The sequence below is a fragment of the Pseudarthrobacter sp. Y6 genome, from assembly GCF_050156205.1.
Classification (GTDB): Bacteria; Actinomycetota; Actinomycetes; order Actinomycetales; family Micrococcaceae; genus Arthrobacter.
In genome coordinates, this window is record NZ_CP189574.1 from 61366 (window position 1) to 74077 (window position 12712).

Genomic DNA, 12712 nt, shown 5'->3' on the forward strand with positions numbered 1-12712 from the left:
CGGCTGGTCTAGACCGGTTACGCCGATCGATGGGCAGCGCGGGCCCCGGCAGCCACCGGAGCAAGCAATGCACAGGCCTTTTTGAGGTCCTCTTCGGCCTCAAAGAGCGAAAGCCGGCGGTTGCGGACGGACTGGACCAGACCAGTGACGGTCAGCAGGAGCACCCGGGCCGCTACGGCGTCGTCGGAGGCGATGGCCACCGCCGTTTCGCTCAGGGCATCGATTTCATGCAGGAGGGCCGTGGTGTCCTTGTCCTTGAGGTAGACGCAGCGGCTCAGGCATTGCTCGACGGCGGGCTGCATCACCCGCATATGGAAGATCTCCATGACCACCCCGGTGAGGGCCCGGCCGCCGAAGCTGGCCGCTGAGGTGCGGGCCCGCACCTGAAGCTCGTCCAGCTGCTGGCGGTAGAGGGACAGCATGAGGTGGTTGGCGGTTGGGAAATACCGGTAGAGGGTGCCCAGCGGCACGCCGGACTTTTCCGAAATTTCCGTGAGATCCACCGAATCCAGCCCCTTGCGGGCAAATCCTCCGGCGGACTCAAGGATGCGCGTGTAGCGCAGCCGCTGACGCGGCGTGGAGGGCCGGGCGGCCATGGACGGATGGGCTGGAAGAGTCTCGGGCATCAGGATTCCGGGGTTGTGTTCTTATGGTGCAGCAGCAGGGAGAGTCCTCATCCCACGGTTCCTGCAGTCCGCCTCAACTATACGGCACAAACAAAAGCCGAATCAGTCGACCCCCTTGATTTTGACCACGAAAACAGCGCCCAGCAGGCCGATGACGGCGGCCGTGGTGAACAACGTGACGTACCCGCCGAGGAACTGCAGGGAGAGGAAGGCGATCAACGGGGCGAACACCTGCGGCAGCGAGTTGGCCACGTTGATGACCCCCATGTCCTTGCCCCGGTCAGCTGCCTGTGGCAGCACCTGGGTCAGCAGCGCGAAGTCCACTGCAAGGTACGCGCCGAAGCCGACGCCCAGGACGGCGGCCCCCACCAAGGCCCCCGGCCACACCGGGAAAAAGGCCATAATCAGTCCCGCCATGGCGATCGTGGCGGACGAGCCGATCACAAACGGCTTACGTTTACCCACCCGGTCACTCCAGGGTCCGGCCAGCACTGCGGTGATCATGACCATCACCGCGTAGATTCCCGTGAGCATCAAGACGCCCAGCGCCGGGTCCTCATGCTTGATGACGTCCCGGAGGAAAAAGAGCAGGTACACAATAGTCAGCTGGTTGCAGACGTTGACCAGGAAGCGGGTGAGCCAGGCCCAGGCGAAGTCCGGGTGGCGTGCCGGGCTGATCCAGAAGCCGCGCAGGAAGCTGCCCCACGAGAACGGCGGGCGGGCTTCACGCGGGAGCGGCGGGTCATTCCGGTGGAACAAGTACGGCAGCACGGAGAACAGCAGGGCGGCCGCACACATGGTGTAACCCACCATGAAGTTTCCCGAGACAACCGCCCCAAAGACCGCGCCAAGGAGTATGCCCCCAGTCTGGCCCATCGCCGCCAGGCCGCCCACACCACCGCGCTGCAGCACCGGCACCCGGTCCGGGACGGCGGCAGTGATGGCGGCGTACGCAGCGTTGGCGCCCAGTTGGACCAGGCACCAGAACAGGACCATCAGGGCAACAGCAGTAGCACCGGACATTGCCAGCAAGGCGGCGGTTGCCAGGATGGCGCCCGCTAGGACCCAGGGCGCACGCCGGCCGAACCCTGAGACCGTCCTGTCGGAAAGTGCACCGAACAGCGGATTGGCCACCAGCGACACGGCGGCGCCACACCCTGTCACGAGGGACAGGATGGCTTCCTTATTGGCCTCGTCGATGCCGATGGCCTGCTGGCCGATAAATACATTGATGGGCCCGAAGAAAGCTGCGTTAATGCCGACGTTGACCAGCACCAGCCCGGTGACCCAACGCGCGGTGACCTTCTGCGTCGGCTCGGCGAGCGCCGCCGTCGAGCGTTCCGCGGCCGCTCCGGGAACCGACGCAGGGCTGGGATCCGGTGCTGCGGGTGTGTCGGGCAGGCTCATAACTGGTTCCCCCTGGAACGGTTGGTGATTCTGACAATCAGACTATCGTGGGCTGCATCGCCCCGCTTGTCGTACGGAGCGCGCCCGCGGGCGCGCAGCCCACCACGACACTGAAAACCTGGAGATCCAATGACCGCATCTGCTGCAGGCAACACCAACAGCCCTGTCAACACCGCCGATCTGTACGACGAGCGCGGCGAGGAACTGGCGTCCGTATCACTCCAGTTCCAGTCCCTCGGCGGCCGTTCACACTTCAGCGGCCCGGCGCGGACCATCCGCTGCTTCCAGGACAACGCCCTGGTCAAGTCCACACTGGCCACCCCCGGCAATGGCGCAGTGTTGGTGGTGGACGGCGGCGGTTCCTTGGGCACAGCCCTGATGGGGGACATGATCGCCGAGAGCGCCGTGGCGAACGGCTGGGCCGGCGTCGTGATTAACGGCGCCATCCGCGACCGCGAGGCGATCGCCCACCTGGATCTTGGCGTCAAGGCGCTGGGCAGCAACCCGCGCAAGAGCGCCAAAGCCGGCGCCGGTGAGATTGATGTGGATGTAGTGCTCGACGGCGTGACCTTCCGTCCCGGTGTCACCGTCTGGTGCGATCCGGACGGCATCCTCGTGGAGCGCTGATCGGGGGCCTCCAGCTGCGGCGGCGCTGGCCGGGTCCTGCGGCTGCGGAAGAAATATCTGGCAGTGGGAATGAAACGCGACCTAACATAGTTACTGAAAGCAACTATCGAACGTGATCCCTTATTCTTTCCTGGAGAAGCCATGTCCCAAACAACCGCTGTGCGTGCCGCCGGCGAAACCCTGACACAGCGTCAGATCGTCACCGTGATGGTGGGGCTCATGCTGGGCATGTTCCTGGCATCCCTGGACCAGACCATCGTGTCCACCTCCATCTACACCATCGCCAACGACCTCGACGGGCTGTCCCTCCAGGCGTGGGCCACCACCGCATACCTCATCACGTCCACCGTCAGCACGCCGCTGTACGGCAAGCTGAGCGATATTTTCGGCCGCCGGCCGCTGTACTTGATCGCCATCGTCATCTTCCTGGTCGGCTCGCTCTACGCCGGCTCAGTGCACTCCATGACGGAACTGGCCATCGCCCGCGGCGTCCAGGGCCTGGGCGCCGGCGGGCTGCTGGCCCTCGCGCTGACCATCATCGGCGACATCGTCTCCCTCAAGGACCGGGCCAAGTACCAGGGCTACTTTATGTCGGTGTTCGGCATCTCCTCCGTGCTCGGCCCGGTGGTGGGCGGCGCGTTCGCAGGTTCGGCCAACATCCTGGGCTTTGACGGCTGGCGCTGGGTGTTCTTTATCAACCTGCCGATCGGCCTGGCGGCCCTGGCCGTGGTGTTTATGTTCCTGCACCTGCCGGCCAAGCACGTGAAGCAGAAGATCGACTACTTCGGCGCGGCCGCCGTCACGCTCGCCATCGTCCCGCTGCTCCTAGTGGCGGAACAGGGCCGCAGCTGGGGCTTTATGTCGCTGAACTCCTTCCTTTGCTACGGTCTGGGCGCGGTGGGCATCATCTGGTTCCTGCTGGCTGAAAAGCGCGCCGGGGACTACGCTCTGATCCCGCTCCGGCTCTTCAGGAACGCTACTTTTGGCCTGTCCTCGCTGTTGAACTTCATCATCGGCATCGGCATGTTCGGCGCCATCGCCATGCTGCCCATGTACCTGCAGCTGGTCAAGGGGCTCACACCTACCGAAGCCGGCTTGATGATGATCACCTTCACAATGGGCATCCTGACCGGTTCCATCACCGCGGGCCGCACCATTTCGGCGTCGGGCACGTACAGGATCTTCCCCATCGTGGGTACGGGCATCCTTACCGCCGCCGCCGTGACGATGGGCCTGTTCCTGGGCGTGGATACGGGCCTCTGGGTTCCCGGCGTGATCGCCGTGTTCTTCGGCATGGGCCTGGGTTTCTGCATGCAGCCGCTCACCCTGGCCATGCAGGTCTCCGTGCCCCCGAAGGACATGGGCGTGGGCACGTCGTCCGCCGCGTTCTTCCGCTCCATGGGCGGCGCAGTGGGCACCGCCGTGTTCATCTCCATGCTGTTCAGCCTGGCCGCGAGCCCGATCGCCGACACGATGAAGTCAGCCATGTCCAGTGCCGACTACCAGGCCGTGCTGCGCGACCCGGCAGTGGCGGCGGACCCCGCCAACGCCAAACTTTACGAGTTCTTCCAGAACGGGGCATCGAACGAATCGCTCAATGACACCAGCTGGCTCCACTCCGCCAACAGCGTGCTCACCCGGCCCATTACGGAGGGCTTCGCATACTCGATCGACACCGTCATGATCACCGCAGCCGTCCTCACCGGGATCGCGTTCCTGATCAGCTTTGCACTGCCGAACAAGAAGCTCACGGATCCGGCTGAGGCCGCGAAGGCCAGGGAAGACGCCACAGTCGCGTAGTTCCCTGCGGAATGAATGTCACGGGAGGCAGGTTTTCGACCTGCCTCCCGTTTCTGTTTCCTGCAGTTCCGGGAATTTGGGCTACCGGAGGCACCAAAAGCCGGCCCGGCGTGATGCGGCATTGCATTGCAGCGACGGCGGCCTGCCTCCAAGTCTTGAACACAGCGTCAAGAACCCCTAACGGCCTCCATAGACCCCTTCCGCGAATCCACCAGCCCCGCAAACGCCGCCCGTTGACGGCGAACTGCGAGCGGCGTACAACTGCACCTAAGCGAGCAATCTATGGCCGGTAGCTGCGCAGAAAGTTGTCATCTGCACCCCAGCAAAACCATCGAGGAGGAACCATGGTCAGATCAGTGGAAACGGTCACTGTAGCTCGGAATACGGATGAAGTTTTCCGATTCGTGGCGGATCTCCGGAACGAACCCAAGTGGCATACAGACGTTGATTCAGTGCCGCCCGGAACCGATGCTGTTCCCGTCGTCGGCAAGACGTACCCGCTCAAGTTCAAGCCCTTCATGGGGGCCACTCACGGCACATTGACGGCGATTGAAGTCGAGCCGGGCGCGCGTGTTGTGTATCGCGGCGAGTTTGCCGGGCTCAAGCCTCTCATCACGTACACCATCCAGACAGCGGGGAAGGGGACGCGGTTTACGCGGTCGGTTGAGATGCGCCCGACGGGCCTGAAGATGCTCATGACGCCGGTGATGGCGCTCATGGTTCCGCGCAACAACAAGGCCGTTGTCCAGAACCTCAAGCGCGAGCTGGAGTCCTGAGGCGGCAGGAGCAGGGCGGAAGACGACGGCGGCGGGCGCCGTCGTCGTCCTCTGTTTCCCGGTGGTGGATTCGGCCGGGGTAACAAGACCCAAAGTGGAACGGCGGGCCGTGACGTGCCACACTGTTTAGCGCGTGTGCGCCGGCCTTTGAGCCGGTACCTCAGCCGACGACGTCCGCACCGCATCCACCCGACCCCCAAACCCAGGGAGCAGCATGCCCACCGCCAAGGAGCAGACAACCGCCAAGATCCCGCAGCGGGTGATCTGGCTGGCACTCGCAGGCGCGGTAGGCGGCTTCCTGTTCGGCTTCGACTCCTCCGTGGTGAACGGTGCAGTAGACGCCATCAAGGATGAGTTCGCGCTTTCCGAGGCCGTGACCGGCTTCGCCGTGGCCATCGCCCTGCTGGGCTGCGCGGCAGGCGCATTTCTCGCCGGCAAAGTCGCCGACCGCTATGGCCGCATCCCCGCCATGAAGCTCGGCGCGTTGCTGTTCCTGGTCAGCGCCATCGGAACCGGCTTCGCCTTCGGCGTCTGGGACCTGATCTTCTGGCGCCTGGTGGGTGGCCTGGGCATCGGCCTGGCCTCGGTGATTGCGCCGGCCTACATTTCCGAGATTTCCCCGCGACAGGTCCGTGGCAGGCTGGCGTCGCTGCAGCAGCTGGCCATCACCACCGGCATCTTCGCCGCTCTCCTGGCCGACGCACTCTTCGCCACCACCGCCGGCGGCGCCGACCAGGCGTTCTGGCTTGGCCTGGAAGCCTGGCGCTGGATGTTCCTCGCCGCAGCGGTTCCTGCCGTGGTCTACGGCTGGGTCGCCTACACCCTCCCGGAATCCCCGCGGTTCCTCGTGTTCCAGGGCAAGGAAGACGAAGCCCGCAAGGTCTTCGACTCCATCGCCCTGTCCGAAGACACCGACCGGCACATCCGCGAGATCCAGGACGCCATCGAAGAGGACAAGCTGTCCGGCCAGAAGGGCTCGCTCCGCGGCAAGACTTTCGGCCTGCAGGCAGTGGTCTGGGTGGGCATCGTCCTCTCCGTCCTGCAGCAGTTCGTCGGCATCAACGTGATCTTCTACTACTCCACCACGCTGTGGAAGGCCGTCGGTTTCCAAGAGAAGGACTCGCTCACCATCTCGGCGGCAACCTCCATCACCAACATCCTGGTCACGCTCGTGGCCATCGCCCTGGTGGACCGGATCGGCCGCCGGCCCATTCTCCTGGCCGGTTCCATCGGCATGGCTGTTTCACTGGGCACCATGGCCCTGGCGTTCTCCGCCGCCGTGGGCTCAGGCTCCGAGATCTCCCTGCCCGGCGCCTGGGGTCCGGTGGCCCTCGTGGCGGCCAACGTTTTTGTGGTCAGCTTCGGCGCGTCCTGGGGCCCGCTGGTCTGGGTCCTCCTTGGTGAGATCTTCCCGTCCCGGATCCGTGCCCGCGCCCTGGGCCTGGCCGCAGCCGCGCAGTGGGTGGCCAACTTTGCCATCACGCTCAGCTTCCCTGTGATGGCCGCCGCTTCCCTGCCCCTGACCTACGCCATGTACGCGCTGTTCGCGGCGGCGTCGTTCTTCTTTGTGATGTTCAAGGTGCCGGAGACCAACGGCATGTCCTTGGAGCAGGCCGAGACGCTGTTTGTCCCCAAGGGTTCCAAGAAGGCATAACGCCCGGGTCAGAGCGTGAGCTTCATGCCCTCATGGCTGGCGTCAAAGCCGAGTCGTTCGTAGAAGCGGTGGGCGGCCGTCCGCGTCTTGTGTGTGGTCAGCTGCATCAGCGTGCAGCCACGGCGCCTGGATTCGTCGATCGCCCACCCCACCATCAGGTTTCCCAGGCCCTGGCCGCGAAGGCTGTCCGCCACGCGGACCGCCTCAATCTGCGAGCGCCAGGAGCCCTGCCGCGAGATGCCGGGCAGGAAGCTCAGCTGGAAAGTGGCCACCACGGGGCCGTCAGCTGCCCCAACCGGCACGTACTCCCCCACCACGAGTAAATGGGACGGGTCGGCGTCGATCGCTTCGAAAGCCCGCTCGTAGGGCGCCATGTCGTGGCCCAGTTCGCGGGTGGCGCCCAGGGAATCGTCGGCCAGCAGTGCCACGATGGCGGGCAGGTCCGTGGACACGGCGTGCCTGAGGCGGAAGGTCCCGCCGTCGACGTCGGCACTCAGCAAGGCGGCGGGCGCACCTGCGTTCGTGGTCATCACCCCAGCATTCCACAGCCCGGCCGCCGGCACCCACGCCGGGTGCCGGCGTCGTACGTTGCATGCGTGAACGCGGTGACAGCGCGTGCGGCGCAGCAGCTGCGCGGGGGTCAGGGCCTCAGTTCGTCAGTGCCTCAGGCGAAGTAAACGCCGATCCGGTTGCCGTCGATCTCTTCAATCCGGATGTCAATGTCATAGACGTCGTACAGCATGGCGGCCTGCATGATCTCCTCCGGGGTGCCCTGGTGCACCAGGCGGCCGTCCTTCATGGCCGGGATGGTGTCCGAGTAGCAGGACGCAAAGTTGATGTCATGGACCACCAGGACGATGGTTTTGCCCAGCTCATCCGCCAGACGCCGCAGCCGGCGCATCATTTCCACCGAGCCCTTGGCCTGGGTGCTGGCGTACCTGCTCCGGCCGGTCCGGAACCAATGGATCCATGTCGCGGCCTTCTTCGCGGTGCCCACCCTCGTGTTCTGGATGCTGACGGGGCTGCTGGGCTTCGGCTCGCACCCGGGGTTGTCGGGGCTGTGGGCCCACGGTCGGGGCCGCCGCGGCGATCGGCCGCTGGACCATCCGCCAAGACGTGTCCGCACCCGGTTCTGGGGTAGTCACCGGATGAGCCGACGGGAGATCTGCGGTGCCGTCCTTATTGCCGTGGCCGTCCTGGCCGGCTGGGCTGATGCTGAAGTTGATACGGCGGACCGGGCTGCTGCGGCCCAGGACCTTCTCCTCTATGTGGGGGTGCCGGGGACGTCAATCGCTTATTGGCTCCTGGTGGTGGCGTTCCTTACCGGCGCCGCGGGTCAGCTGCTCGTGATCCCGGCCCTGATCCGGCGCATCCCGCAGAAAATACGGCGCCGCACAGTGGGCTGGACAACGACCCTGGCTGCCGGGGCGGCGGCACCCTATTCCGGGTCACAGACCAGGCCTGCCAGTTGAGCACCACCCGCGACGGCGTTCAATTGACCTGTGGAGGTCAAACACTGGCAATAGATCGGGAAGTCTCGCCGACGCAGTAGCGGGGTTGTCCGCCAGTGTCTCTGCCAGCGGCCAGCGGGGCATGCACAGGTTTTACTGCTTGCCTGAAGCACTCTGGAACGTCCACTTGCCGGCAGAACGCCCTCGTCGCCGGCTCCGTTTGCCTGGCCTATCCTGGTCGTCCGCGATGCCCCCAAAGGTGGTCCAAAACCACCTGTTAGCCCTCCCGCGGGAAACCATTGACACCGTAAGGGACAGGGGATACGACTGGCCATATGGACCACCGCGGTCCGACATAGGAGCAGAGATGGCTACTACATCGTACGGAATCGTTCATTTCTTTCCCGGTGGCACTCAGGCGCAGTACCTTGCCTCGATGGCTGCTGTCCACCCTGGAGAAGGGCAACTCCCCGAGGGTCAGACCTTCCATGCAGGCGGTGCCTCCGCTGGTGGCTGGACGATCCTGGCAGTGCATGAATCGAAGGAGAGTTGGGAGAAGTTCCGGGACGACATCCTTCTTCCCCGGATGCAGGCGGGCATCGAAGGAGGGTTTACAACCGCGCCTGAGGAAACGGTGGTCGACCTGTACACGGTCCTGCCGGGACGATAAATGGGAGGTCGATTCTGAACCTGCCTGCGTGTGACTCTTGCTCCCCATGCGGAAGCTGGTACAGATATCTGCGCTTCGTCGCCGCCGTCAGAAGGCATGGCACCTGCTACCGGGCCAGGCCCGGCAGCAGGACGCGACTAGCGACCACGCGTTCCTCCAGTGGAAGAAGGGACAGATCCACGGCCCGGATGGCCTCCCCGAAGCAGCCGCCGAGCTTCCGAGCCGGTACTGGATGCCCTACGTACCCGGGTTAGTGCCGGCGTCGTGCATTGAGAGTTGCGCGGTGCGCGAGAGGGCTCGCGGAAAACCTGCACGAGCTGCGAGAGGGCTCGCGGAAAACCTGCACGAGCTGCGAGAGGGTTCCCAAAAAACCTGCGGGAAGTGAGAGAGCGTCCGTTGGGTGAAGGGGTGGCGGGCGACGGGGTGGCGGTGACGGGGCCGTTAGGCGGTGGCCTTCGCCCCTTCCGCCTGGCGTTCTTCCACCAGCGTGGACACGGCCGCGAACAGGGGGTGCTCCGGAGCGAGCCCGGTGATCCTGGCCGTGGCGTCTGCCGCCGATGAGGACGCCAGGATCTGCGCGAGCTCGGTGGCCTCGGCGTCGGCGGGGTCGGTGAAGCGAAGGGCCGCGGCGATGGCACCCAGGAGCGCCTCGGGCACGATCCCGCGTTCGGCCAGTTCAGCCGCGGGGCCGATGAACCGTTCATGCCGGCTGAGCTTGCGCATCGGGGCGCGGCCCACCCGGTTCACGGTGTCCGGCAGGTGCGGGTTGGAGAACCGGACCAGGATCTTCTGGACGTAGGCTTCCTGCTCGTCGTTGTTGAAGCCGTGCTTGGCCACGAGAAGCTGCTTGGTTTCCTCGAGGACGGCGCGGACGTCTTCCGCGACGTCCTGGTCGGCCATGGCCTCGGAGATTTTCTCCAGGCCGGCCTCAAATCCGAGGTACGCAGCGGAGGCGTGTCCGGTATTGACCGTAAAGAGCTTCCGTTCGATGTACGGCGAGAGCTCGTCCACGAACGTTGCGCCCGGGATGACCGGCGCCGCATCGCCAAAGGGCGTTCGGTCGATGACCCATTCGTAGAACGTCTCCACAGTCACATCCAGGCCCTGCCCGGGCTCCTGGTTGGGCACGATCCGGTCCACGGCGGTGTTCGCAAACACCGCCGCGGAATCCAGGGAGCCGGCGGCGTCGTCCCAGAGCCCGGCAACTTCGGCCCGCAGAATGTCCGTGGCGTTGATGGCGTTCTCACACGCCATGACCTGCAGCGGCGCCAGCCCGGCGTCCCGCGCCGCGATTCCCCTGGTGATGGCGGGCGCCACGAACTTCAGGATGTGCGGACCCACGGCCGTGGTGACGATGTCCGCCGTGGCGATTTCCCGCACCAGTTCCGCGTCCTGCGTGCCGGAGTTCAGCGCCCGGAAGTTGTCCACGGTCCGGACGGTGGGGTTCTCCCCCACCTCGTGGACGTTGTAGCTGTCTGCTGCCGCCAGCTGGCCGATGAGCGCCTCCGCAACATCCGCGAACACCACCTCATAGCCGGCCTGGTGCAGCAGCAGCCCCACAAAGCCGCGGCCGATGTTCCCGGCTCCGAAATGTACCGCCTTCACTATGCGTTCACCTTTCCGAACAGCGCCAGCACTTCATCCACGGACGTCGCCGCCTCCAGCTCGGCCACCTGGGCCTTGTTGGTGAAGACCTTCGCAATGGAGGACAGGATATGGAGGTGTTCGTTGTTGATGCCTGCCACGCCCACCACGAACTTGACCTGCTTGCCGTTCCAGTCGATGCCCTCCGGGTAGCGGATCACGGATACGGCGGACTTCAGGATGTGGTCCTTGGCCGCGTTGGTGCCGTGCGGGATGGCCAGGTAGCTGCCCATGTAGGTGGACACGGATTCCTCACGCTCGTGCATTGCCGTGATGTACCCCTCGTCCACGGCGCCGCGGGCCAGCAGGAGCCGGCCGGCTTCGTCGATGGCGGCATCGCGGGTGGTGGCGGTGCCGTTGAGGATGACGCTGTCTGCCACGAGGATGCCCGACGGCGCCGCCGTCTCCGCAGCCTCGGCTGCTTGTGTGCCGCCGCCAGCGGAAGGTGCCGCGTCCACGGGGGCGGCGGCGACGTGGGCGCCGTGGCCGGCGGCAGCACCGGCGTCGGGAGCACCTTCCGTGTTGTGCCCCTTGACCAGCTCCACAATCTCGTCGTACCGCGGGCTGTTCATGAAGTTGTCCACGGAGAAATGGGCGGCGCTGGACGTGACGGGCCTGGCGCGTTCGGTCAGGTCCTGGTGGGTGATCACAACATCGTAAGTGTCGCTAAGGTTGGCGATCGCGGCATTGGTGACCTTGACGTCCGGGAACCCGGCGGCCTTGATCTTGTTCCGCAGCACCGAGGCGCCCATGGCACTGGAGCCCATGCCGGCGTCGCAGGCGAACACGATGTTCCTGATGGGGCCGGCCAGGACAGCCGTGCCCACGCCTCTACCTGCACCGGCGCCGGTCAGCACCGAAGAGACGGAGCTCTTTTTGCCCTTCATCACTTCCATCTTGGACGTGGCGTCGGTCAGGTCCACCTCGTCGCTGTGCTTGGTGGTCTTCAGGATCACCGAGGCCACCAGGAACGACACCGTGGTAGCGAGCACAACCGCGAGGACCACACCGACGTAGCTGTCACGGGAGGTCTGGGCGAGCACGGCGATGATCGAGCCAGGCGCCGCCGGCGCGACAAGTCCAGAGCCGGTGACGGCCAGGGTTGCAATGCCCGTCATGCCGCCGGCGATCGCGGCCAGGATCAGCAGCGGGCGCATCAGGACGTACGGGAAGTAGATTTCGTGGATGCCGCCGAGGAAGTGGATGATCGCTGCGCCGGAGGCCGAACCCTTGGCAAGGCCCTTCCCAAAGAACATGTACGCCAGCAGGATGCCCAGGCCGGGGCCGGGGTTGGCTTCAAGCAGGAACAGGATGGACTTGCCCTGATCCAGCGACTGCTGGATACCCAGCGGGGTCAGCACGCCGTGGTTGATGGCGTTGTTCAGGAACAGCACCTTCGCGGGCTCGATGAAAATGCTGGTGAGCGGCAGCAGGCCGTTGTTGACCAGGAACTGGACCACGTTGCCGGCACCGGTGCTGAAGGCCTGAACCAACGGGGAGATGCCGTAGAAGCCCAGCATCGCCAGCAGCGCGCCCCAGATACCGGCCGAGAAGTTGTTGACCAGCATCTCGAAGCCCGGGCGGATTTTGCCCTCCCACAGAAGGTCGATCTTCTTCATGGTCCAGCCGCCGAGGGGGCCCATGATCATGGCGCCGATGAACATCGGGATGCCGGCGCCCACAATGACGCCCATGGTCCCGATGGCACCCACCACGCCGCCGCGGACGTCATAGACCATCCGGCCCCCGGTGTAAGCGATCAGGAGCGGCAGCAGGTACTTGATCATGGGGCCAACCAGGCCCACATTCGGTGCTCCCTCGGCGTTGGCGCCGAAGCCGCCCAGTTCCGGGACCGGGATCCAGCCCTTCTCAATGAAGAGGGCCGTGATGAGCCCCCACGCGATGAACGCGCCAATGTTGGGCATGATCATGCCGGACAGGAACGTCCCGAACTTCTGGACGCCGACCCGCAGGCTGGTGCGGGGTTTCGCAACTGTCTCTGTTGCCATGTGCTTTCCTAACCGTCATTCCTGCAGCAGCGCAGGATGGGTCCGATA

General features: G+C 65.2%; 12 protein-coding genes. 6 read left to right on the forward strand and 6 right to left on the reverse strand.

Annotated elements, in window-relative coordinates:
• Positions 1-17 precede the first annotated feature (17 nt).
• Together ACQCSW_RS00310 and ACQCSW_RS00315 are read right to left on the reverse strand one after the other, a co-directional pair.
• Positions 18-626 carry a TetR/AcrR family transcriptional regulator gene (locus ACQCSW_RS00310; RefSeq protein ID WP_426988902.1) on the reverse strand — a complete coding sequence of 203 codons (609 nt, stop codon included), beginning with the start codon at positions 624-626 and terminating at the stop codon, positions 18-20.
• Positions 627-728: 102 nt separating this feature from the next.
• The gene (locus tag ACQCSW_RS00315; protein WP_426988904.1) at positions 729-2033 is read right to left on the reverse strand and encodes an MFS transporter; all 1305 of its coding nucleotides are present in this window, start codon (positions 2031-2033) and stop codon (positions 729-731) included.
• A gap of 129 nt (positions 2034-2162) precedes the next feature.
• Between ACQCSW_RS00315 and rraA the strand changes: the two genes are divergently transcribed.
• The 4 genes from rraA to ACQCSW_RS00335 all read left to right on the forward strand — a co-directional run bounded on the left by rraA (position 2163) and on the right by ACQCSW_RS00335 (position 6890).
• Positions 2163-2660, forward strand: coding sequence for a ribonuclease E activity regulator RraA (gene rraA / locus ACQCSW_RS00320; RefSeq protein ID WP_426988906.1), 498 nt, complete (start codon positions 2163-2165; stop codon positions 2658-2660).
• A gap of 141 nt (positions 2661-2801) precedes the next feature.
• Positions 2802-4460: an MDR family MFS transporter gene (locus tag ACQCSW_RS00325; RefSeq protein ID WP_426988908.1), complete on the forward strand. Its 1659-nt coding sequence runs from the start codon at positions 2802-2804 to the stop codon at positions 4458-4460.
• Positions 4461-4804: 344 nt separating this feature from the next.
• Positions 4805-5236 carry an SRPBCC family protein gene (locus ACQCSW_RS00330; protein WP_426988910.1) on the forward strand — a complete coding sequence of 144 codons (432 nt, stop codon included), beginning with the start codon at positions 4805-4807 and terminating at the stop codon, positions 5234-5236.
• Between the two features lie 214 nt (positions 5237-5450).
• Complete coding sequence (locus ACQCSW_RS00335) at positions 5451-6890, forward strand: sugar porter family MFS transporter (protein WP_426988912.1); 1440 nt, start codon at positions 5451-5453, stop codon at positions 6888-6890.
• Between the two features lie 8 nt (positions 6891-6898).
• Here ACQCSW_RS00335 and ACQCSW_RS00340 read toward each other — a convergent pair whose 3' ends face one another.
• On the reverse strand, positions 6899-7420 hold the full coding sequence (locus ACQCSW_RS00340) for an N-acetyltransferase family protein (RefSeq protein ID WP_426988914.1): 522 nt from the start codon (positions 7418-7420) through the stop codon (positions 6899-6901).
• Between the two features lie 134 nt (positions 7421-7554).
• Positions 7555-7887, reverse strand: a complete 333-nt coding sequence (locus ACQCSW_RS00345; protein ID WP_426988916.1) for a hypothetical protein — start codon at positions 7885-7887, stop codon at positions 7555-7557.
• 151 nt (positions 7888-8038) lie between these two features.
• Here ACQCSW_RS00345 and ACQCSW_RS00350 point away from each other — a divergent pair, with 151 nt between their 5' ends.
• Both ACQCSW_RS00350 and ACQCSW_RS00355 read left to right on the forward strand, forming a co-directional pair.
• Entirely contained in the window at positions 8039-8362 is a 324-nt protein-coding gene (locus tag ACQCSW_RS00350) for a hypothetical protein (RefSeq protein ID WP_426988918.1), read from the forward strand.
• A 346-nt stretch (positions 8363-8708) separates the two neighbouring features.
• Positions 8709-9011, forward strand: a complete 303-nt coding sequence (locus ACQCSW_RS00355; RefSeq protein ID WP_426988920.1) for a hypothetical protein — start codon at positions 8709-8711, stop codon at positions 9009-9011.
• A gap of 441 nt (positions 9012-9452) precedes the next feature.
• Here the strand turns inward: ACQCSW_RS00355 and ACQCSW_RS00360 are convergent, their stop codons facing one another.
• Positions 9453-10616, reverse strand: a complete 1164-nt coding sequence (locus ACQCSW_RS00360; RefSeq protein WP_426988921.1) for a mannitol-1-phosphate 5-dehydrogenase — start codon at positions 10614-10616, stop codon at positions 9453-9455.
• Positions 10616-12664 (reverse strand): PTS mannitol transporter subunit IICBA, encoded by a 2049-nt coding sequence (locus ACQCSW_RS00365; protein ID WP_426988923.1) that lies wholly within the window; start codon positions 12662-12664, stop codon positions 10616-10618. Before ACQCSW_RS00365 ends, ACQCSW_RS00360 begins: the two co-directional genes overlap by 1 nt.
• Positions 12665-12712: the final 48 nt, after the last annotated feature.

Coding starts and splice junctions, on each gene's coding strand:
- ACQCSW_RS00340 (WP_426988914.1), bottom strand. CDS start 7,420: ATGACCACGAACGCAGGTGCGCCCGCCGCCTTGCTGAGTGCCGACGTC.
- ACQCSW_RS00355 (WP_426988920.1), top strand. CDS start 8,709: ATGGCTACTACATCGTACGGAATCGTTCATTTCTTTCCCGGTGGCACT.
- ACQCSW_RS00315 (WP_426988904.1), bottom strand. CDS start 2,033: ATGAGCCTGCCCGACACACCCGCAGCACCGGATCCCAGCCCTGCGTCG.
- ACQCSW_RS00350 (WP_426988918.1), top strand. CDS start 8,039: ATGAGCCGACGGGAGATCTGCGGTGCCGTCCTTATTGCCGTGGCCGTC.
- ACQCSW_RS00310 (WP_426988902.1), bottom strand. CDS start 626: ATGCCCGAGACTCTTCCAGCCCATCCGTCCATGGCCGCCCGGCCCTCC.
- rraA (WP_426988906.1), top strand. CDS start 2,163: ATGACCGCATCTGCTGCAGGCAACACCAACAGCCCTGTCAACACCGCC.
- ACQCSW_RS00325 (WP_426988908.1), top strand. CDS start 2,802: ATGTCCCAAACAACCGCTGTGCGTGCCGCCGGCGAAACCCTGACACAG.
- ACQCSW_RS00330 (WP_426988910.1), top strand. CDS start 4,805: ATGGTCAGATCAGTGGAAACGGTCACTGTAGCTCGGAATACGGATGAA.
- ACQCSW_RS00335 (WP_426988912.1), top strand. CDS start 5,451: ATGCCCACCGCCAAGGAGCAGACAACCGCCAAGATCCCGCAGCGGGTG.
- ACQCSW_RS00365 (WP_426988923.1), bottom strand. CDS start 12,664: ATGGCAACAGAGACAGTTGCGAAACCCCGCACCAGCCTGCGGGTCGGC.